Source organism: Pseudomonas sp. S04, assembly GCF_009834545.1.
GTDB lineage: Bacteria > Pseudomonadota > Gammaproteobacteria > Pseudomonadales > Pseudomonadaceae > Aquipseudomonas.
This window is the reverse complement of sequence record NZ_CP019427.1, coordinates 5,649,160-5,670,434: the sequence shown is the minus strand read 5'-3', so window position 1 is coordinate 5,670,434 and position 21,275 is coordinate 5,649,160. Positions and strand designations below refer to the sequence as shown.

Below are 21,275 nucleotides of genomic sequence, written 5' to 3'. Positions count from 1 at the left end.
GCCACTAGCGTCAACCTGCATACCCAGATTTCCCTATAAACAAAAACGCCGCGATCCTCTCGCGGCGTTTTTGTGTCTGCTGTCTGGACTATCCCAGGTTCTTGCCAAGCAGCGCGTGGTACAGCTCGCTGTCGCCGAGAATCCCCACCACATGGTTATTGTCGTGCAGCACCAGCTTGTTGCCGGTCTGGTAACGAATCTGCAGCGCGTCACGCATGCCGATGCTGGAGTCCACCAGGGTCGGCCGTCGGCCCAGGCCTTCTACCGCTTGCCCCGGAACCCAATTCTGCAGGTCCAGGCTTGCACCGTTCTGACGGGCGCCCTTGATGGTGTTGCCTTCGGCCAGGTCCAGCCACGAATCGCCGCCCGGGTCCAGGCACACTGAACCATTGATGCGTTTGCAGTTGTCCAGGGTGCGCATCAGGCTGCGACCGCAGAGCACGTTGAGCGGGTTGGTGTGGGCGACGAAGGTGCGCACATAGTCGTCGGCCGGGTTCAGCACAATCTCTTCGGGCTTGCTGTACTGGATGATCCGGCCGTCTTTCATGATTGCGATGCGGCTGCCCAGTTTCAGCGCCTCATCGAGGTCGTGGCTGACGAACACGATGGTCTTGCTCAGCTTGCGTTGCAGTTCCAGCAGTTCGTCCTGCAGCCCCTGGCGGATCAGCGGGTCGAGGGCCGAGAAGGGTTCGTCCATCAGCAGGATGTCGGCGTCCATCGCCAGGGCGCGAGCCAGGCCGACACGTTGCTGCATGCCGCCGGACAGCTCATCGGGTTTCTTGTTGCGCCATTGGGTCAGGCCCACCAGTTCCAGTTTCTCGTCTACCAGCTTGCGCCGTTCCTTTTCGGGACGACCCTGCATTTCCAGGCCAAAGCTGATGTTCTCGCGCACGGTCAGCCAGGGCATCAGGGCGAACTTCTGGAACACCATGGCGATGCGCTTGGTGCGCATCATTTTCAGCTCTGCCGGGGTGCACGAGGCGATATCGATCTGCCGGCCTTCGTGCTCGACGAACAGCTTGCCGCGGCTCACCGTGTTCAGGCCGTTGATACAACGCAGCAAGCTCGATTTGCCGGAGCCGGAGAGGCCCATCAGCACGCAGATTTCACCTTTCTCGACGTCCAGGCTGGCCTTTTCCACGCCAACGATCTGGCCGGTCTTTTTCAGGATTTCATTGCGGGTCATGCCCTGGTCCAGCAGCTTGAGGGCTTCGCGTGGATCCTTGGCGAAGATAACGTCGACGTTATCGAAGCGGATTATGCTCATGCGTCACCCCCTACTACTTTGGCATCGGGTTGTTTGCAGATACGGTCGAGCATGATTGCCAGCAGGACGATCGCCAGCCCGGCTTCAAAGCCCAGGGCGATATCGGCGGTGTTCAGTGCGTTGACCACGGGTTTGCCCAGGCCATCGGCACCCACCAGCGCGGCAATCACCACCATCGACAACGACAGCATGATGCACTGGGTGATACCGGCCGCGATGCTCGGCATCGCATAGGGCAGTTCTATTCGCGAGAGCAACTGCCGGCGCGAGCAGCCGAAGGCCTTGCCGGCGTCCATCAGTTCTTGTGGCACATCACGAATGCCCAGGTAGGTCAGGCGGATGGGCGCGGCAATCGCGAACACCACCGTGGAGATCAGCCCCGGGACAACGCCCAGACCGAACAGGGTCAGGGTAGGAATGAGGTACACGAACGTCGGTACGGTCTGCATCAGATCGAGTACCGGACGCATCATGGTGTAGAACATCGGTTTATGCGCAGCGACGATGCCCAACGGCACGCCTATGAGCACGCAGACCAGGGTGGCGAACAACACCTGGGCCAGGGTTTCCATGGTTTCCTGCCAGTAACCCAGGTTGAGGATCAGCAGGAACGACAGGATGACGAAGCCGGTCAGGCCCCATTTACGTTGAATGAAGTGCGCCAGCAAGGCGATCAGGCCGATCAATGCCAGCGGGTTGAACCAGGTCAGCGCAAACGTCACGCCGTGGATCATCGTTTCCAGTGTCGTGGCAATCGCATCGAAGGTATTGGCGCCGTTTTGCGTCAACCATTCAACGAAGGCAGCGATGTACTGGCCTAAAGGGATTTTCTGATCAATCAGCATGGTAGTGAACGTCCGCATGCAAGGAAAAAAACAGCCCGGGCGAGCACGCTCGCCCGGCGTCGCGATTACTGCCCGAGTTTGGCTTTCACGGCTTCCAGCCCTGGTTTACCGTCAATGGTGGTGACGCCAGCGAGCCAGGTATCGAGGACCTGTGGGTTGTTCTTCAGCCACGCTTTGGCAGCCGCGTCCGGTTTGATCTTGTCGTCCAGAACGTTACCCATGAGGGTACTTTCCATGTTCAGGGTGAACGACAGGTTCTTCAGCAACTGGCCAACGTTGCTGCACTCCTGGCTGTAGCCCTTGCGAGTGTTGGTGTAGATGGTGGCCTGGCCATAGTTGGGACCAAAGAACTCGTCCCCGCCGGTCAGGTACTTCATCTTGAATCGGGTGTTCATCGGGTGCGGTTCCCAGCCCAGGAACACCACGTCGGTGTTGCGGCGCGAGGCGCGCTCAACCTGGGACAGCATGCCGGCTTCGCTGGATTCGACGACCTTGAAACCAGCGTCCTTGAGACCGAAGGCGTTCTTGTCGATCATGCTCTGGATCATGCGATTGCCGTCGTTACCCGGCTCGATCCCGTAGATCTTGCCGTCCAGCTCCTTCTTGAACTTGGCGATGTCGGCGAAATCCTTCAGACCTTTTTCGTACAGCGCCTCTGGCACCGCGAGGGTGTACTTGGCGTTTTCCAGGTTGGCGCGCACGGTCTCCACGGTGCCGGCCTCGCGGTACGGCTTGATGTCGTTTTCCATGGTCGGCATCCAGTTGCCGAGGAAGATGTCCATGTTCTTGCCGTCGGCCAGCGACTTGTAGGTCACGGGCACGGAGATCATGGTGGTCTTGGTCTTGTAGCCCAGGGCGTCGAGGATGACGCTGGTGGTGGCGGTCGTCACGGTGATGTCGGTCCAGCCAACATCGGAGAAGTTTACGGTGCTGCATTGAGCCGGTTCTGCGGCTTGAGCCAGCACCGGCAGACTCAGCATGGCGGCCAACAACAACGACGGGGAACCTTTCATAGGTGGACTCCTTGGTGTTTTTTTTGGCGGTGTTCCGACCGGACACCGCACTTATAAGTGTTGCGGTTGGTGGCGCCTGGCGACTGCTCTGCCCCGGCGCCTCGCAATCGAGTCGTAACCGATCATGTACCAGTGAAAATCTGACGCCTACAGGGTGCGTCGTATCCAGTACAGGGAGGGTCGCATCCAGTGTCAGCGAGGTCGTTTACAGCTTTATTCGGACCTTTTCAGCGCTCTGCACCGCAAAAAATACGCCGTAATGTGTCGTCTGCGGCCAGCGGCGTTAGTGGGCATGGTTACGTCGGTGTGAGACGTCGAACGACCTCGCAAAAGCCTGATGATGCGGCCAGTCAACGGATTGCTGCTTGAGCGTAGCAGCTCCGTCGCCAGGCGCTTTGACGCCTGGAATCCGCTCATCGAGGAGTCCCGTACGTCATGGCTATCAGTGTTTTCGACCTGTTCAAAATCGGCATCGGCCCTTCCAGCTCACACACCGTCGGCCCCATGCGTGCAGCCGCGTTGTTCGTCGAGTCGCTGCGGGAAAAGTGCCTGCTGGAGCAGGTGCGACGCATTGAGGTGCAACTGTATGGTTCGTTGTCGGCCACGGGTATCGGCCATGGCAGCGACAATGCGGTGATCATGGGTTTGATGGGGGAATGGCCGGATGCGATCGATCCGTCGTTAATCGGCATCCGTATCGAGATCCTGCGTGAAACCCAGACCTTGCTGCTCGATGGGCGCTTGCCGGTGCCCTTCGTCTGGTCGCGGGATATGCGCCTGATCGACGAAAACCTGCCATTCCATCCCAACGCCATGTCGCTGGTGGCCGAAGGTGAGGCGGGCGAGCTGCACCGCGATACCTACTATTCGGTCGGTGGCGGTTTTGTGGTGGATGAGGCCCAGGCGTCGAGTGGCGTGGTGGACCTGGATCGCACCGTGCTGCCCTACGACTTTTCCAGCGCGGTGGAGTTGCTTGCGCTGTGTCAGAAACACAACCTGCGGGTCGCCGAATTGATGATGGCGAACGAGAAAGTCTGGCGTTCGGAAGAAGAAATCCGCAGCGGCCTGATGAAGCTCTGGCGCGCCATGCAGGATTGCGTCGAGCAGGGCCTCAAACACGAAGGCATCCTGCCGGGTGGCCTGAACGTGCGCCGGCGCGCTGCCAAGTTGCATCGCAGCCTGCAAGAGCTGGGCAAGCCCAATGTGATCGGCTCGACCTTGAGCGCCATGGAGTGGGTCAACCTGTTTGCCCTGGCGGTCAACGAAGAAAATGCTGCCGGTGGGCGCATGGTCACGGCGCCGACCAACGGCGCGGCGGGGATCATCCCGGCGGTGCTGCATTACTTCATGAAATTCAGCGAGGCAGTGACCGAGGCCAATGTGGTCGATTACTTTCTCGGTGCCGCGGCCGTGGGCATCCTGTGCAAGAAGAACGCGTCGATTTCCGGTGCCGAGGTCGGCTGCCAGGGCGAGGTCGGTTCTGCCTGCGCCATGGCCGCGGCCGGGCTGGCGGAGATTCTCGGGGCCACGCCGGAGCAATTGTGCAACGCGGCGGAAATCGGCCTGGAACATAACCTGGGGCTGACGTGCGACCCGGTCGGCGGCCTGGTGCAAGTGCCCTGTATCGAGCGCAACGCAATTGCCGCGGTGAAGGCGATCAACGCGGCGCAGATGGCCTTGCGCGGCGATGGCCAGCACTTCATTTCCCTGGATCGGGTGATCCGCACCATGCGTGACACCGGAGCCGACATGCATGACAAATACAAAGAGACTTCGCGCGGTGGCTTGGCGGTGAGCGCGGTGGAGTGTTGAGAACTCGCGATACCGCCAGACCAGTCAAAACTGCGCACTAAATGAACACCCACACCGCGACGCGCCACCTTTTGGCGCGTCGCTCTCAGATAAGCCCACGACTTCCGCCAAGGGATCCAATCCGGCCCGGACCGTCTGTCAGCCGTGCCTGCGGTGACACTCTTCACCGATGCCTGTAGCCCTGTTCCCACAAGTGCTACCGATTTGCTCACAGCCTGCGGGACAGGGCACTTGCCAGCCCGATAATCCTTACTCGCCCAGTGGGCTCTATAGACATATATAGACACACGGCGACGTCGTTTTCAGGAGTTATTGAATAGCCATTCAACTTTAGGCATGGCAATTGCTCTGTCATTACAAAGCCCGTCTCCCGCGCGAGAACGATGGCCATAACAAGAGCCTCCGCCTGAGGCCATCACCCGCTTTGTGTGAGGAGATACCGCGATGACGTCGTTCAACTCCGGGGCTCAACCCCAGAACCGTGCGCCTCAATCCATCGGCTTTTTGCTGCTGGACAATTTCACGCTGATTTCTCTGGCCTCCGCAGTCGAACCCCTGCGCATGGCCAATCAGTTGTCCGGTCGCGAGCTGTATCGCTGGACGACCCTCACCGTCGACGGCGGCCAGGTCTGGGCCAGTGATGGGCTGCAGATCACCCCCGACGCCTCCATGCACAAAGCGCCGCCACTGGACACCATCATCGTCTGTGGCGGTATCGGCATCCAGCGTACGGTGACCCGCGAACACGTGTCATGGCTGCAAAGCCAGGCCCGTCAATCGCGCCGTCTCGGCGCCGTGTGCACCGGCAGCTGGGCGCTGGCTTGCGCAGGGTTGCTGGACGGTTTTGATTGCAGCGTGCACTGGGAATGCCTGGCCGCGATGCAGGAAGCCTTCCCGCGCGTAGCCATGAGCACCCGCTTGTTCACCCTCGACCGCAACCGCTTCACCAGCTCTGGCGGCACCGCGCCGCTGGACATGATGCTGCACCTGATCAGCCGCGATCACGGCCGCGAATTGTCGGCGGCGATTTCGGAAATGTTTGTCTACGAGCGCATTCGTAACGAACAGGATCACCAGCGCGTGCCACTCAAGCACATGTTGGGCACCAACCAGCCGAAACTGCAGGAAATCGTCGCGCTGATGGAAGCCAACCTGGAAGAGCCGATCGACCTTGATGAACTGGCGGTCTACGTCGCTGTGTCGCGTCGGCAACTGGAGCGGCTGTTCCAGAAATACCTGCACTGCTCACCGTCACGCTATTACCTCAAGCTGCGCCTGATCCGCGCCCGGCAGTTGCTCAAGCAAACGCCGATGTCGATCATCGAGGTGGCTTCGGTCTGCGGTTTTGTCTCCACGCCGCACTTCTCCAAGTGCTACCGCGAATACTTCGGCATTCCACCGCGTGACGAACGTGTTGGCTCCAACAACTCCCAGCAAGTGGCGATGATGCCGATTCCGCAGGCACTGGTGCTGGCGCCGTTGTCCGGGCCGATGTCGGCGTTGAGCCAGGCGCGTAATGAGTCGACGTTCGCTAGCGTAAGGCTTTAAACCGAGTCGCCTTTATTCGCGGGCAAGCCCGCTCCCACATTGATTTGTGAACGACACAGATCCAGTGTGGGAGCGGGCTTGCCCGCGAAGGCGTTTTATCAGGCGCTGCGGCTTTGCTGATACGCCGTCAATGCCGGCAACAGCTGCTTGTCGATGGCCTGGCGCACGGCCGGCAGGATGGTTGCGCTGCTGGTGTACATCTGCTTGATCATGGTCCGCAGGGTATTGGCCCGCTCATCGTTCAAGCCGCGCACCGCACACTCGCACGCCTGCTCGGCGGTGGAGCCGCTCGGTACTTGAAACCCCAATGACTTCAGTTGGCCCAGCAGGTCTTCCTGGTCTATCAAATCGGCGTGCATCATGACGCAATCCTTCTTCAGGGAACGGTGTCGTGATTCGATTCTGGTGGGGGCTTGGGGTGTGGGCAAGGGCGAATTGTCGTTATGGCCGCTATACCTATGAACAGGTCGTTTTCGGCTAACTCACCCTGTCCGGGACTGGGCACACTGATCCCAGCTCGCTACACGAAGGTTTGGTCACCCTCGCGCATCGGCTCCTCAACAGTACCTTGGGCTCCGATCCAGTCACGGCTGGATCGGGGCTTTTTTTGCCGGTGAATCCGGGGGTATGAAGTCTTTGGGCTGGCCTCATCGCGAGCAAGCTCGCTCCCACAAGGGCCTGCAAAACGAGCTTGCTCGCGATCAATGCTAGCGCTGCAACACCAGAATCCGCGACAACAATTCATCGCGGTCCACATAACAACCCTGGAAGTGCCGGGCCCCGCTGGTGGGGTCGAAGGCGTTGCGGGCGTGCAGGGTACGGCGGTTGTCGAAGCACCAGAGTTCGCCGGGCTGCAGACGCTGGACCAGACGGAAGCGGGGCTCGCGGGTCATGGCGATAAAACGCCGATAGGCCCGATAGAGGTCGGGCATCTGTTCGACCGAAGCATCGAACGGACCGCGCAGGAAATTCGCCATGCGGATCTCCACCACTTGTCCGAATGCATCGAGGGCAATGATCGGTGCCTGGCAGCGGTAGTCGCTGTGGCGGTCCTTGTTGCGAAACTCCACCGGGATTTCACACAGCGCACGAAAAGCCTCGGGGTCCTCCTGGCGCAAAGCGTGGGCGATGGCAAAACCATCGACAAAAATACTCTCGCCCCCCTGCGCTTCGTTGACCAGGCAGTGCAGAAATTGCAGGCCCGGTTGCAACTCCCGTGTCGGCAGGTCGCTATGCAGCGGCAGGTTGAAGGCGGTGTAGGCGTTGCTGTCGGCGTCGGCGCGCGATTGCACGTTGAACAGCACGCCAAAATTGCTCTCGCGAATGAATGAAATCCGCTTGGCAATCGATGTCAGTGAGCCCGGCTCGGTGGGCACGCCACGCACCTGGCTCAGGCCGATATCGCGCAGTGCCAGCAGCCATTGCAGCAGGGCCTGGGAGTCTTCCATCAGCGCCTGGTACTCGAACACCGGCAGCTGCAACTGGTTGTCCCACAGTTGGCTTTGCGGTTTTGCGGCACGGCGCTCGGCGCGGGAAGCATCGTCATAGGCGTGGGCGCGCAACCAGCCGGGGTCGAAGCGGCTGACATGGCCGTCCTGCCAGTCGATGTGCAGGCAGCCATCGCTGTCCACCCGGGTGCTGCGGGGGAGCAGGTTTTCAGGGACGTCGACGATCTCCAGGACCTGCTCGCGGGTCACGCTGTAGACGCATTCGGCGCAGGGGCAATTATCCCGTAGCCAGGGATGGTGGAAGGGGCTCGTCCGGCCATCAGCCCACTGCACTGAAACGCGATCCGCCAGGGTTTGCACGGCGGTCAACGCGCTGATCATTGGGTAACGGCGAAAGTCGGCAATGGGGGCGGCGGTGTTCATGGGCGCTCCTTTTTATTGTGATTATTTTTCTGGCGGCAGGGCGATCACCCGGCCGATATAGGCGGGAGTGGGCAGGTCTGATTGCAGCGCGGTCATGGCCAGCAGCTTGTTCGTCACCTGCTCGCTGAACGGCGCCGAACGCGGGCCGGCAAGGTCGACGTGGAGCAGCATCTGCTCGTTGCCCGCCAGTTCCTGTGCCTCTCCCGCCAGGTGCAGGCTGTGATAGAGGTGCAGGCGTTTGCGGTCGTGGCCGATGATCTGCGTGCGCACTTCGACGTCGCTGCCGAGCTTCACTTCGTGCAGGTAATTGAGGTGCAGTTCGAGGGTGAACAGCGAGTTGCCGGTGGCCTCGCGGTTGTTGCTGTCCATGCCCAACTGGTCCATCAGCGCGTCGGTGGCATAGCTGAAGATCAGCAGGTAAAAGGCATCGCGCAGATGGCCGTTGTAGTCGACCCAGTCAGGGATGATGGTGGTTTGGTAGGTGGTGAGGGTGGGCATGCTTCAGGTTCCGATAGGGGTGGTGACGGGACTGGCGCTTTCGCGGGCAAGCGGAACGCCGCCCGGCCCGCTCCCACATGGGCAGTGAAAACCTGTGGGAGCGGGCTTGCCCGCGAAAGCGCCAGAACAGCCGATACATTAGTCGCTGAAGCTCATCCCGTGCTTTTGCTTGGTATTTTTCACCGCGTCCAATACGGCCAACAGGCAGTCATCACGATAGCGCTCCAGCGCCGCAATGCTGTGGTTGCCCAGCTGTTCGCGGGTGCCGTCCACCACATCATCTATCAGTTTTTCGGTCAACTGCGGTGCGGGCAGGTAGGTCCACGGCAGTTGCAGGGCCGGACCGAACTGCGCCATGAAGTGGCGCATCCCGGCATCGCCACCGGCCAGGGTGTAGGTGAGGAAAGTGCCCATGAACGACCAGCGCAGGCCTGCGCCAAAGCGGATCGCGTCGTCGATCTCACCGGTGGTGGCCACGCCATCGTTGACCAGGTGCAACGCCTCGCGCCACAAGGCCTCGAGCAAGCGGTCGGCGATGAATCCCGGCACTTCCTTGCGCACGTGCAAGGGGCGCATGCCCAGGGACTCATAGACGTGCATGGCCGCCTGTACCGCCTCGGGCGCGGTGTGCTTGCCGCCGACCACTTCCACCAGCGGCAACAGGTACACCGGGTTGAACGGGTGGCCGACCACGCAGCGTTCCGGGTGGGTCGAGCCCTCGTAGAACTCGCTGGGCAACAGGCCCGAGGTGCTGGAACCGATCAGTGCATCGGGCTTGGCCGCGGCGCTGATCTTGCTGTGCAGTTCAAGTTTCAGTTCAAGGCGTTCCGGGGCGCTTTCCTGGATGAAGTCGGCGTCCTTCACGCAGGCCTCGATGGTGTCGACAAAACGCAGCCGATCCTGTGAGGCACCGGGTGCCAGGCCTTGTTTTTCCAGGGCGCCCCAAGCGTTGGCGACACGCTTGCGCAGCGCCGCCTCGGCCCCGGGAGCTGGGTCCCAGGCCACTACATCCAGACCATGGGCGAGGGCGCGGGACACCCAGCCGCTGCCGATGACACCACTGCCTAACGCGGCGAAGGTTTTGATTTCGGTGATAAAGCTCATGGCGATTTCCTGAAAGTTACCGGCGATCCCTGTGGGAGCGGGCTTGCCCGCGAAAGCGGTGGATCACCACTGAAGAGGTTTTGGATGCTCCGACCTCTTCGCGGGCAAGCCCGCTCCCACAGGTGTTAGAAGTAGGTTGGGCTTAGCCGCGCTGGACCAGGCCCATTTTCTTGCGCCCTTCGGCCGGGGTCAGGACGCGGGCGCCGAGGCGGCTGAGGATTTCGCCGGCGCGCTCGACCAGTTGGCCGTTGGTCGCTAGCACGCCTTTGTCCAGCCAGATGTTGTCTTCCAGCCCGACCCGCACGTTGCCGCCCAGCAGCACCGCCTGGGCGGCCATCGGCATCTGCATGCGACCGATGCCAAAGCCGGCCCACACGGCATTGGCCGGCAGGTTGTCGACCATGGCTTTCATGGTGGTGGTGTCGGCCGGCGCGCCCCACGGAATGCCCAGGCACAGCTGGAACAGCGGATCGTCGAGCAAGCCTTCCTTGATCAGCTGTTTGGCGAACCACAGGTGGCCGGTGTCGAAGATTTCCAGCTCGGCCTTGACCCCCAGCTCCTGGATCCGTTTAGCCCCGGCCCGCAGTTGCGCCGGCGTGGAGACGTAGATGGTGTCGCCGTCACCGAAGTTGAGGGTGCCGCAATCCAGGGTGCAGATTTCCGGCAGCAGGGCTTCGACGTGAGCCAGGCGGGTCAGCGGACCGACCAGGTCGGTGTTGGGGCCGAATTCCATGGGGTTCTCGCCGGCGCCGATTTCCAGGTCGCCACCCATGCCGGCGGTGAGGTTGACGATGATGTCGACATCCGCTTCGCGAATGCGCTCCATCAACTCGCGGTACAGCGCCACGTCACGGCTGAACTTGCCGGTCTGCGGGTCGCGCACATGGCAGTGGACCACCGTGGCCCCAGCCTTGGCGGCTTCCACCGCGGCGGCGGCAATCTGTTTCGGAGTGACCGGCACGTGGGGGCTCTTGGCGGTCGTGTCGCCAGCACCGGTCAGTGCGCAGGTGATGATGACGTCGTGGTTCATGGGGCAGTTTCCTTCAGGCCGGTTTTGTGGGGCATAGGGAGCCCGTTCGCAGCCACGCTCGGCTGCGAAACGGTGATTGAGTCGGGGTTTACTTGCTGGTCAGTTGCAGGTTCTCGGCCGCCGGCTTGCCGTCGAAAGTGGTCACGCCTTCCAGCCAGCGTTGCTGGTCTTGCGGGTGATCCTTGAGCCACTGTCTGGCCGACTCGAACGCGTCCTTGTGGTCGAGTAACGGTTGCATCATTCGGCTCTCATCTGCGGCGGTGAACGTCAGGTTGCTGAGCAAGCGGCTGACGTTCGGGCACTGGCTGGCGTAATTGGGGGCGGTCACGGTCCAGACGGTGGCCGAGCCTTCGTTCGGACCCAGGGCGTCCTGGCTGCCGGTCAGGTAAGTCATCTGAACGTTGACGTTCATCGGGTGCGGCGCCCAGCCGAAGAACACCACGGCTTCCTTGCGCCGTACGGCACGATCCACCGCCGCGAGCATGCCGGCCTCGCTGGACTCGACCAGTTGGAATTTGCCCAGGCCGAACTGGTTCTTGGCAATCATCGCCTTGATCTGGGTGTTGGCACCCGAACCGGGCTCGATGCCATAAATCTTGCCACCCAGCTCTTTTTCGAACCTGGCGATGTCGGCGAAGCTTTTCAGACCCTTGTCGGCCAGGTAAGTCGGCACCGCCAGGGTCGCGCGGGCGTCCTTGAGGCTGGGCTCAGCCAGGACTGTGACCTGCTTGGCCTCGACGAACGGGGTGATGGTCTGGGTCATCAGCGGGTTCCAGTAGCCGAGGAACAGATCCAGGCGCTGGTCGCGGATGCCGGCGAAGATGATCTGTTGCGAGGCGCTGGTCTGTTTGGTCTTGTAGCCGAGGCCGTCGAGCAGGACCTGGGTCATGGCGCTGGTAGCGATCACGTCGGTCCAGTTGACCACGCCCATGCGCACGTTCTGGCATGCAGCGGGGTCGGCGGCCATGGCGCTGGCGCTCAGCAATGCGCTACCACTGAGTGCAAGAACACAGCTGCTGATCAGTCGTTTCATCTCAGGTTCCTCGGCAGTTCGTTATTGTGGGTCCGGTCGTCTTTGTGCGCCGGTGATGCCAAGTTACGCAGCTCAAGGCCGATGAAAGCGCACCACGGCGACCAGCTCTTGCACTGCAGCGACCTGTGCTCTTGAATGCCTGTGGCAAGTGGCGTATCAACGTCCCCACGCTACCCGTCAACCGAGTGCGCCCCATGTCCCAGGATTTCTACTTCTTGTTGATGCCGGGTTTCTCGGCGATTGGATTTATCTCGGCGATCGAGCCGCTGCGGGTCGCCAATCGCTTTCGCGGCGAGTTGTATCGCTGGCACGTGCTCAGCGTCGACGGTGGGCCGGTGTTGGCCAGCAACGGCATGTCACTCAACGCCGACGCGGCGCTGGAGCCATTGAAGAGAGGCGCGACGTTACTGGTGGTCGCCGGCTTCGAACCGCTGAAGTTCGTCGACCCGGCACTGGAGCACTGGCTACACCGTCTCGATCACGAGGGCGTCACCCTCGGCGGGATCGATACCGGCAGTGTTGTCCTGGCCCAAGCGGGTCTGCTGGACGGCCATCGGGTGACCCTGCACTGGGAAGCCATCGAGGCGTTCAAGGAGACTTATCCACAGTTGAGCGTGACCCAGGAACTGTTCGAAATCGACCGTCGCCGCATCACCTCGGCCGGCGGCACCGCGTCCATCGATTTGATGCTGGACTTGATCGCCCAGGCCCACGGTCCAGAGCTGGCGATCGAGGTCAGCGAGCAGTTCGTGCTGGGGCGCATTCGCCCGCGCAAGGACCACCAGCGCATGCAGATCGCCACGCGCTACGGCATCAGCAACAAGAAGCTGGTGCAGGTGATTGGCGAAATGGAGCAGCACAGCGAGCCGCCCCTGAGCACCCTGGAGCTGGCGGAATCGATCAAAGTCACCCGCCGTCAGCTGGAGCGCCTGTTCCGCCTGCATCTCAACGATACGCCGAGCAATTTCTACCTGGGCCTGCGCCTGGAAAAAGCCCGGCAACTGCTGCGCCAGACTGACATGAGCGTGTTGGAGGTGAGCATCGCCTGCGGCTTTGAATCGCCGTCGTACTTTACCCGCAGTTATCGGACACGCTTTGCGCGGTGCCCGCGCGAGGATCGACGTACCGCCAAGGCATGATCGAGGGGGCAGTGCGGGGCTTTACTTCTTCAACAACGCCGAACATGCCGCCTTATAAGCCTCATGCTGATACTTGTTGAGGGTGGTCGGCAGGGCGAAGTCGTGTTTCTTGGATTGCGCATTGATGGTCTGGGGTGACAGCAGGGTCACTTCGCAGCTGTCGAGCAGCTGGAATATGCCTTCGATCTTGAAGGTGGTCGGGCCGCCGGCGAATTCGCCTTTCTTGCTGCGCTTCTTGATCGCGATGCGGTCGATCGAGTTCTCGCGGACGAACGAAGCCACTTGTGCGGCGAACAGTTTGACGTTGGCGGCGTCGTCGTCATCGTCCAGGGCGATTTTCTTGGTGGCAAGGGCGACGTGGCTGAGCGCCTGGCCGTCGAGGGAGGCGAGGGCGATGATCGCTTCGCTGCCTTTGATTTCGATGCCGCAGAGTTTCATGAAGGTCGCCTTTTTCAATAGTCGTTGAGGGGTGTGGCTTAGTCACTGCGCCAGTGATTCGAGGAACTCCGAGCGCTCGTCACTCTTGTTCGCCAGGCAGTCGTTCTGGTCGATGAGGTAGGCCTTGCTGCCCACGGCGGCAGGGAATGGCGCGATTGTGCAATCGGCGTCCCTGGATTTGACCCAGAGCTGTTCGGCGACCTGCAGTTTGCTGGTGATGTCTGCCAGTTGGCTCTTGTTGTTCGCGTATTCGGCCCTGAACCGCTCCAGCAAACCCTGGTAGTTGTCCTTGAGCAGTTGTTCGGCGGTGGTCTTGTTGTACGCCGAGCATTCCAGGGTCTGGACGTCGTTTTCGACCGCATCGCAAGGGTTGTTGTCAGCGTCTTCAGCTGCCTGTACCCCGGTCGCGATCAGTGCCCATGCGAAGAAGATCGATTTCATTGAGCTGTCGTCCCAATTCCGTGAAGCATCCAGTGATGCGGCGGATTCTGGCCCAAGCGCGGGGTAAAGAACAGACGGGCAAACCGACGGCTATGTAAGCCTTTGTCGTGGATTGACGCTTTCGGCAAACCCCCTGTCGTTTTTGCACCCGGCTACCCAGGCACCGAGGCATATGCTGACCCAAAGCGCCGGCAGACGATTCGGCGCATGAATCACCAATAAGGGGACAGCCTGATGAGCCCAGCCGAACTGCACGCCGACAGCATCGTTATCGACGGGCTGATCATTGCCAAGTGGAACCGTGAGCTGTTTGAAGACATGCGCAAGGGTGGCCTGACTGCGGCCAACTGCACCGTGTCGGTGTGGGAAGGGTTCCAGGCGACCATCAACAACATCGCCGCCAGCCAGAAACTGATCCGCGAGAACGCTGACCTGGTGATGCCGGTGCGCACCACCGCCGACATCCGCAAGGCCAAGGAGCTGGGCAAGACCGGGATCCTCTTCGGCTTCCAGAATGCCCATGCCTTCGAAGACCAGATCGGCTATGTCGAGGTGTTCAAGCAGCTTGGCGTTGGCATCGTGCAGATGTGCTACAACACCCAGAATCTGGTCGGCACCGGCTGCTACGAGCGTGACGGCGGCCTGTCGGGTTTCGGCCGGGAAATCGTCGCCGAGATGAACCGCGTCGGCGTGATGTGCGACCTCTCCCACGTTGGCTCCAAGACCTCGGAAGAAGTCATCCTCGAATCGAAAAAGCCGGTCTGCTACTCCCACTGCCTGCCGTCGGGCCTCAAGGAGCACCCGCGCAACAAGTCCGATGAAGAGCTCAAGTTCATTGCCGACCACGGCGGTTTTGTCGGCGTGACCATGTTCGCGCCGTTCCTGGCCAAGGGCATCGATTCGACCATCGAGGACTACGCCGAAGCCATCGAATACACCATGAATATCGTCGGCGAAGACGCCATCGGTATCGGTACCGACTTCACCCAGGGCCATGGCCAGGATTTCTTCGAATACCTGACCCACGACAAGGGCTACGCCCGCCGCCTGACCAGCTTCGGCAAGATCATCAATCCGCTGGGTATCCGCACCGTGGGCGAGTTCCCGAACCTTACCGAAACCCTGCTCAAGCGCGGCCATCCTGAGCGCGTGGTGCGCAAGATCATGGGCGAGAACTGGGTGAACGTCCTCAAGGATGTCTGGGGCGAATAACCCGCCGCACTTCTGAATCCTGCCCTTCGGCCATCCGCGCCGCAGGTAACACCAAAATTTTTCTGGAGTTTAGTTTCCATGGCCAAGATCGCCCCGCAATTACCAATCGAAGTCGACAGCGAGACCGGTGTCTGGACTTCCGACGCACTGCCGATGCTGTATGTACCGCGTCACTTCTTCGTCAACAACCATATGGGCATCGAGGAAGTGCTGGGCGCCGATGCCTATGCCGAGATCCTCTACAAGGCCGGCTACAAGTCCGCCTGGCACTGGTGCGAGAAGGAAGCTGAATGCCACGGCCTGGAAGGCGTCGCGGTGTTCGAGCACTACATGAAGCGCCTGTCGCAGCGCGGCTGGGGCCTGTTCAAGATCCAGGACATCGACCTCGACAAAGGCACCGCCAGCGTCAAGCTCGAACATTCGGCGTTTGTCTATGTGTACGGCAAGGTTGGACGCAAGGTCGACTACATGTTCACCGGCTGGTTCGCCGGCGCCATGGACCAGATCCTGCAGGCGCGCGGCAGCAAGATCCGCACCGTCGCCGAACAGGTATACGGTGGCTCGGAAGAAGGCCACGACGACGGCTTGTTCACCGTCAAGCCGTTGTAAGTCGAGGATCCTGCCATGGCTTTCGAAGCAATGTTCCAGCCGATCCAGATCGGCAAACTGACCATCCGCAACCGTGTGCTCAGCACCGCGCACGCCGAGGTGTATGCCACTGACGGCGGCATGACCACCGATCGGTACGTCAAGTATTACGAAGAGAAAGCCAAGGGCGGGATCGGCCTGGCGATTTGCGGCGGTTCCTCGGTGGTGGCCATCGACAGCCCGCAGGAATGGTGGAGCTCGGTCAACCTGTCCACCGACCGCATCATTCCGCACTTCCAGAACCTGGCCGACGCCATGCACAAGCATGGCGCCAAGATCATGATCCAGATTACCCACATGGGCCGCCGCTCGCGTTGGGACGGTTTTAACTGGCCGACCCTGATGTCGCCATCGGGCATCCGTGAACCGGTGCACCGCGCCACCTGCAAGACCATCGAGCCGGAAGAAATCTGGCGGGTCATCGGCAACTATGCCCAGGCCGCGCGTCGGGCCAAGGCCGGCGGCCTGGACGGCGTCGAGCTGTCGGCCGTGCACCAGCACATGATCGACCAGTTCTGGAGCCCGCGGGTCAACAAGCGCACGGACGAGTGGGGCGGCACTTTCGAAGGCCGCATGAAGTTTGGCCTGGAAGTGCTCAAGGCGGTGCGTGCCGAGGTCGGTGACGACTTCTGTGTCGGCATCCGCCTGTGCGGCGACGAGTTCCATCCGGACGGTCTGTCCCACGAAGACATGAAGCAGATCGCCAAGTACTACGACGACACCGGCATGCTCGATTTCATCGGTGTGGTCGGCTCGGGGTGCGATACCCACAACACCCTGGCCAACGTCATTCCGAACATGAGTTATCCACCGGAGCCGTTCCTGCACCTGGCAGCCGGGATCAAGGAAGTGGTCAAGGTCCCGGTGCTGCACGCACAGAACATCAAGGACCCGAACCAGGCCACGCGGATTCTGGAAGGCGGCTACGTCGACATGGTCGGCATGACCCGCGCCCATATCGCCGACCCGCACCTGATCGCCAAGATCAAGATGGGCCAGATCGACCAGATCAAGCAGTGCGTCGGCGCCAACTACTGTATCGACCGGCAGTACCAGGGCCTGGACGTGTTGTGCATCCAGAACGCCGCGACTTCCCGCGAGTACATGGGGGTGCCGCACATCATCGAAAAATCCACCGGCGTGAAACGCAAGGTGGTCGTGGTCGGTGCCGGCCCAGCCGGGATGGAAGCTGCGCGCGTAGCGGCGGAACGTGGCCATGACGTGACCCTGTTCGAGAAGAAGGAATTCATCGGCGGGCAGATCACCACTGCCTCCAAAGCCCCGCAACGGGACCAGATCGCCGGTATCACCCGCTGGTTCCAGCTGGAACTGGCACGCCTGAAAGTCGACCTGCGCCTGGGCGTGGCTGCCGATGCCGCGACCATTCTCGACCTGCGTCCGGACGTGGTGGTGCTGGCAGTGGGCGGGCATCCGTTCCTGGAGCAGAACGAACACTGGGGCGCTGCAGAAGGCCTGGTGGTCAGCAGCTGGGACGTACTCGACGGCAAGGTGGCGCCCGGCAAGAACGTGCTGGTCTACGACACCATCTGTGAGTTCACCGGGATGTCGGTGGCCGACTTCCTGGCCGACAAGGGTTGCCAGGTCGAGATCGTCACCGACGACATCAAGCCCGGCGTGGCCGTCGGCGGTACGTCGTTCCCGACTTACTACCGCAGCATGTACCCCAAGGAAGTGATCATGACCGGCGACATGATGCTGGAAAAGGTCTACCGCGAAGGCGACAAGCTGATTGCCGTGCTGGAGAACGAATACACCGGCGCCAAGGAGGAGCGGGTGGTCGACCAGGTGGTGGTGGAAAACGGCGTGCGTCCGGATGAAGAAATCTATTACGCGCTGAAGGAAGGTTCGCGCAACAAGGGCCAGATGGACGTTGAAGCCCTGTTCGCGATCAAGCCCCAGCCTTCGCTGAGCCAACCGGGCGACGGCTACCTGCTGTTCCGCATTGGCGACTGCGTGGCCCAGCGCAACACGCATGCTGCGATCTATGACGCCCTGCGGCTGTGCAAGGATTTCTGATACGACACCAAACCAATGTGGGAGCGGGCTTGCCCGCGATGACGGCAGCACATTCAACACCAATGTTGACTGACCTATCGCTATCGCGGGCAAGCCCGCTCCCACAGGAGTCGGGTCAGGTATCCAGATCGTTAAGACCCTGAGGTCTTTGGGAGCAACACCCATGTTGAACACAATTCTTCCCATCCTGCTCTTCGCTGCCCTGGGCCTGGCGGTTCTGGGCGCGTTGCGGCGGGTGGCCATGTGGCGTCGCGGCCGAGCTTCGAAAGTCGACCTGATCGGCGGCCTGCTGGCCATGCCCAAGCGCTACATGGTCGACCTGCACCACGTGGTGGCGCGTGACAAATACATCGCCAACACCCACGTCGCCACGGCCGGCGGCGCAGTGGCGTCCGCGGTGCTGGCGATCCTGGTCCACGGATTTGGCCTGCATAACCGCTTCCTGGGATACGCGCTGCTGTTGATGACGGCAGTGATGTTCGTCGGTGCGATCTTCGTTTACCTGCGTCGGCGCAACCCGCCGGCCCGGCTGTCCAAAGGCCCGTGGATGCGTTTGCCGAAAAGCCTGCTGGCGTTCTCGGCGTCGTTCTTCCTGGTGACCCTGCCGGTGGCCGGTATCCTGCCGGAACACTTCGGTGGCTGGCTGTTGGCGGTCATCCTCGGTATCGGCGTGCTGTGGGGCGTGTCTGAGCTGTTCTTCGGCATGACCTGGGGCGGGCCGATGAAGCACGCCTTCGCTGGTGCCTTGCACCTGGCCTGGCACCGTCGCGCCGAACGCTTTGGTGGCGGCCGTTCCACCGGTTTGAAACCGCTGGATTTGAACGACCTGTCTGCGCCGCTGGGTGTGGAAAAACCCAAGGATTTCACCTGGAACCAACTGCTGGGATTTGACGCCTGCGTGCAGTGCGGCAAGTGCGAAGCCGCGTGCCCGGCGTTTGCCGCCGGCCAGCCGTTGAATCCGAAAAAACTGATTCAGGACATGGTGGTCGGCCTGGCCGGAGGCACCGATGCCAAGTTCGCCGGCAGCCCGTATCCGGGTAAAGCCATCGGCGAGCACGCGGGTAATCCGCATCAGCCGATCGTCAACGGCCTGGTTGACGCCGAGACCCTATGGTCGTGCACCACCTGTCGCGCCTGTGTCGAGGAGTGCCCGATGATGATCGAGCACGTCGATGCGATCGTCGACATGCGCCGCCATCTGACCCTGGAAAAAGGTGCGACCCCGAACAAGGGCGCCGAGGTCCTGGAGAACCTGATCGCCACCGACAACCCGGGCGGCTTCGCCCCGGGTGGGCGGATGAACTGGGCGGCGGACTTGAACCTCAATCTGCTCAGCGAAAAGAAAGCCACCGACGTGCTGTTCTGGGTCGGCGACGGGGCGTTTGACATGCGCAACCAACGCACCCTGCGCGCGTTCGTCAAAGTGCTGAAAGCGGCGAAAATCGACTTTGCCGTGCTCGGCCTTGAAGAGCGCGACAGTGGTGACGTGGCCCGACGCCTGGGCGATGAAGCGACCTTCCAGTTGTTGGCCAAACGCAACATCCAGACCCTGGCCAAGTACAGCTTCAACCGCATCGTCACGTGCGATCCGCACAGCTTCCACGTGCTGAAAAACGAATACGGCGCGTTCGATGGCAACTACCTGGTGCAGCACCACAGTACCTACATGGCGCAAATCATCGGCGCCGGCGCGCTGAATCTCGGCCAGCACAAGGGCGACAGCGTGACCTATCACGACCCGTGCTACCTCGGTCGCTACAACGGCGAATACGAGGCGCCGCGTGAAGTGCTGCGCGCCCTCGGTATCGAAGTCAAAGAGATGCAACGCTCGGGCTTTCGCTCGCGCTGCTGTGGCGGTGGCGGCGGCGCGCCGATCACCGACATTCCGGGCAAGCAGCGTATCCCCGACATGCGCATGGAAGACATCCGCGAAACAGGCGCCGAACTGGTGGCCGTGGGCTGCCCGCAGTGCACGGCGATGCTGGAAGGGGTGGTCGAGCCGCGACCTTTGATCAAGGACCTTGCCGAACTGGTGGCCGATGCGTTGCTTGAAGACCAAGCGCCGAGCAAGCCGATCACGCCGGCTCAACGTAAACCTGCGCAGGTGCACTGATGAGCGACATAATCCGCCGCGACCCCCGTGCCGAATGGATCGCCCGCAACCGCCTGCACCCGCTGCACGCGGCCATGCAGCCGGCGCAACACAGCTGGATGGGGCCTAACGGCGTCATCCGCAAGAACCCCCATGGCATCGGCTTCATCGGCCCCAACGGGATCAAGCGCATTGACCGTAGCGGCGCCCAGCAGGGCGGCGCGACCAAGCGTACTGCCGCCGTGGAAGTGCAATTGCCGCTGCATCAGGTAGTGGTCCCTGCGTTCTACATCAGCGTGGTGCCCGACATGGTCGGCGGCCGCTTGAGCAGCCATGACCGCGACTTGCTGGGCCTGGCTCATCAATTGGCCGGCAACGACGGTGCCGTCCTGGCCGTGGTCTTCGGCGAACACAAAGAGAGCGCCTTCGCTACGGCTGGCGTCGATCGCCTGCTGGTACTCGAGGGGGACGAGTTCAACGGTTATGCACCGGAACAACGGGTCCAGGGCCTGCGGGCTGTGGATAACCAATTCAGCCCACGTCACTGGTTGCTGCCGGACAGTCGTACCGGTGGCGGTGAACTGGGTCGACGCTTTGCCGCCGCCCTGGGCGAACGCCCGGCCACACGGGTCTGGCAGGTCAAGGATCAGCAATGCATCGGCCGCGCCGGTGCCGGGTTGCAAGACCTGGCACGACCGCTCGCACGCTTGATTCTGGGCGCCGTCGAATGTGCAGAACCGGTCAGCGAAACCCGCCACGAAGCCTTGCCGGTGGAGTTATCCACAACCGTGGCTCGCAGTCTTTCGCGTATTGAAGATCTGGGGGCGGTGGCAGTGGACCCGGCAGCGATTCCAATGGCCGAAGCCGAGTTCATTTTCTCGGGCGGCAACGGGGTCAAGGATTGGCCGTTGTTCCACCAGACCGCCGCTGCGCTGGGTGCCACCGAAGGCGCCTCGCGGGTGGCGGTGGACGACGGCTTCATGGCCCGCGACCGTCAAGTCGGGGCGTCCGGCACCTGGGTCACCGCGCGGGTCTACGTGGCGGTGGGGATTTCCGGGGCGATCCAGCACCTGCAAGGCATCGGTGCCTGCGACAAGGTGGTGGCGATCAACCTGGACCCCGGATGCGACATGATCAAGCGGGCCGACCTGTCGGTGATCGGTGAGAGCGCCGAGATTCTTCACGCCTTGATCGCGGCGGTAGAGGCTTACCGCAACGGTGCCAAGCGCGATGCGGCTTAAGGGAAG

At 61.7% G+C, this 21,275-nt stretch carries 19 protein-coding genes; 8 read left to right on the top strand and 11 right to left on the bottom strand.

Annotated features, from left to right (window positions below; all coding sequences use genetic code 11):
* Positions 1–88: 88 nt before the first annotated feature.
* The 3 genes from choV to PspS04_RS25430 all read right to left on the bottom strand — a co-directional run bounded on the left by choV (position 89) and on the right by PspS04_RS25430 (position 3,125).
* Positions 89–1,267 (bottom strand): choline ABC transporter ATP-binding protein, encoded by a 1,179-nt coding sequence (gene choV, locus PspS04_RS25440; RefSeq protein WP_095164392.1) that lies wholly within the window; start codon positions 1,265–1,267, stop codon positions 89–91.
* Positions 1,264–2,112: a choline ABC transporter permease subunit gene (gene choW, locus PspS04_RS25435; RefSeq protein WP_095164390.1), complete on the bottom strand. Its 849-nt coding sequence runs from the start codon at positions 2,110–2,112 to the stop codon at positions 1,264–1,266. The genes choV and choW overlap by 4 nt, the downstream gene beginning before the upstream one ends.
* A 65-nt stretch (positions 2,113–2,177) precedes the next feature.
* The gene (locus tag PspS04_RS25430) at positions 2,178–3,125 is read right to left on the bottom strand and encodes a choline ABC transporter substrate-binding protein (RefSeq protein WP_095164388.1); all 948 of its coding nucleotides are present in this window, start codon (positions 3,123–3,125) and stop codon (positions 2,178–2,180) included.
* Positions 3,126–3,560: 435 nt separating this feature from the next.
* On the opposite strand from PspS04_RS25430, the gene PspS04_RS25425 reads away from it, so the two are divergent.
* On the top strand, positions 3,561–4,937 hold the full coding sequence (locus tag PspS04_RS25425; RefSeq protein ID WP_159998329.1) for an L-serine ammonia-lyase: 1,377 nt from the start codon (positions 3,561–3,563) through the stop codon (positions 4,935–4,937).
* 444 nt (positions 4,938–5,381) lie between these two features.
* On the top strand, positions 5,382–6,485 hold the full coding sequence (locus PspS04_RS25420) for a GlxA family transcriptional regulator (RefSeq protein WP_095164384.1): 1,104 nt from the start codon (positions 5,382–5,384) through the stop codon (positions 6,483–6,485).
* Between the two features lie 98 nt (positions 6,486–6,583).
* Here the strand turns inward: PspS04_RS25420 and PspS04_RS25415 are convergent, their stop codons facing one another.
* The 6 genes from PspS04_RS25415 to choX form a co-directional block, all read right to left on the bottom strand.
* Complete coding sequence (locus PspS04_RS25415) at positions 6,584–6,847, bottom strand: hypothetical protein (RefSeq protein ID WP_159998327.1); 264 nt, start codon at positions 6,845–6,847, stop codon at positions 6,584–6,586.
* Positions 6,848–7,192: 345 nt separating this feature from the next.
* Positions 7,193–8,356, bottom strand: a complete 1,164-nt coding sequence (locus tag PspS04_RS25410; RefSeq protein WP_159998325.1) for a gamma-butyrobetaine dioxygenase — start codon at positions 8,354–8,356, stop codon at positions 7,193–7,195.
* A gap of 21 nt (positions 8,357–8,377) precedes the next feature.
* Positions 8,378–8,854 (bottom strand): thioesterase family protein, encoded by a 477-nt coding sequence (locus PspS04_RS25405; RefSeq protein WP_095164378.1) that lies wholly within the window; start codon positions 8,852–8,854, stop codon positions 8,378–8,380.
* 138 nt (positions 8,855–8,992) lie between these two features.
* Complete coding sequence (locus tag PspS04_RS25400; RefSeq protein WP_159998323.1) at positions 8,993–9,958, bottom strand: L-carnitine dehydrogenase; 966 nt, start codon at positions 9,956–9,958, stop codon at positions 8,993–8,995.
* 142 nt (positions 9,959–10,100) lie between these two features.
* Positions 10,101–10,988, bottom strand: a complete 888-nt coding sequence (locus PspS04_RS25395; RefSeq protein WP_159998321.1) for a 3-keto-5-aminohexanoate cleavage protein — start codon at positions 10,986–10,988, stop codon at positions 10,101–10,103.
* Between the two features lie 88 nt (positions 10,989–11,076).
* A complete protein-coding gene (choX, locus tag PspS04_RS25390; protein ID WP_095164372.1) occupies positions 11,077–12,021 on the bottom strand; it encodes a choline ABC transporter substrate-binding protein in 945 nt (314 codons plus the stop codon).
* A 194-nt stretch (positions 12,022–12,215) separates the two neighbouring features.
* Between choX and PspS04_RS25385 the strand changes: the two genes are divergently transcribed.
* Entirely contained in the window at positions 12,216–13,160 is a 945-nt protein-coding gene (locus PspS04_RS25385; RefSeq protein WP_095164371.1) for a GlxA family transcriptional regulator, read from the top strand.
* Between the two features lie 21 nt (positions 13,161–13,181).
* Here PspS04_RS25385 and PspS04_RS25380 read toward each other — a convergent pair whose 3' ends face one another.
* Together PspS04_RS25380 and PspS04_RS25375 are read right to left on the bottom strand one after the other, a co-directional pair.
* Positions 13,182–13,598: a DUF3010 family protein gene (locus tag PspS04_RS25380; protein ID WP_159998319.1), complete on the bottom strand. Its 417-nt coding sequence runs from the start codon at positions 13,596–13,598 to the stop codon at positions 13,182–13,184.
* A gap of 42 nt (positions 13,599–13,640) precedes the next feature.
* Positions 13,641–14,039: a lysozyme inhibitor LprI family protein gene (locus PspS04_RS25375; protein ID WP_159998317.1), complete on the bottom strand. Its 399-nt coding sequence runs from the start codon at positions 14,037–14,039 to the stop codon at positions 13,641–13,643.
* Between the two features lie 234 nt (positions 14,040–14,273).
* On the opposite strand from PspS04_RS25375, the gene PspS04_RS25370 reads away from it, so the two are divergent.
* The 5 genes from PspS04_RS25370 (at position 14,274) to etfA (ending at position 21,269) form a co-directional block, all read left to right on the top strand.
* Positions 14,274–15,251, top strand: a complete 978-nt coding sequence (locus PspS04_RS25370) for a dipeptidase (RefSeq protein WP_159998315.1) — start codon at positions 14,274–14,276, stop codon at positions 15,249–15,251.
* Between the two features lie 78 nt (positions 15,252–15,329).
* A complete protein-coding gene (locus PspS04_RS25365; RefSeq protein ID WP_008033249.1) occupies positions 15,330–15,860 on the top strand; it encodes a DUF5943 domain-containing protein in 531 nt (176 codons plus the stop codon).
* A 15-nt stretch (positions 15,861–15,875) separates the two neighbouring features.
* On the top strand, positions 15,876–17,936 hold the full coding sequence (gene dgcA, locus PspS04_RS25360; RefSeq protein WP_095164363.1) for a dimethylglycine demethylation protein DgcA: 2,061 nt from the start codon (positions 15,876–15,878) through the stop codon (positions 17,934–17,936).
* Between the two features lie 163 nt (positions 17,937–18,099).
* Positions 18,100–20,049 carry a dimethylglycine demethylation protein DgcB gene (dgcB, locus tag PspS04_RS25355; protein WP_159998313.1) on the top strand — a complete coding sequence of 650 codons (1,950 nt, stop codon included), beginning with the start codon at positions 18,100–18,102 and terminating at the stop codon, positions 20,047–20,049.
* Complete coding sequence (gene etfA, locus PspS04_RS25350) at positions 20,049–21,269, top strand: electron transfer flavoprotein subunit alpha (protein WP_159998311.1); 1,221 nt, start codon at positions 20,049–20,051, stop codon at positions 21,267–21,269. Before dgcB ends, etfA begins: the two co-directional genes overlap by 1 nt.
* Positions 21,270–21,275 lie beyond the last annotated feature (6 nt).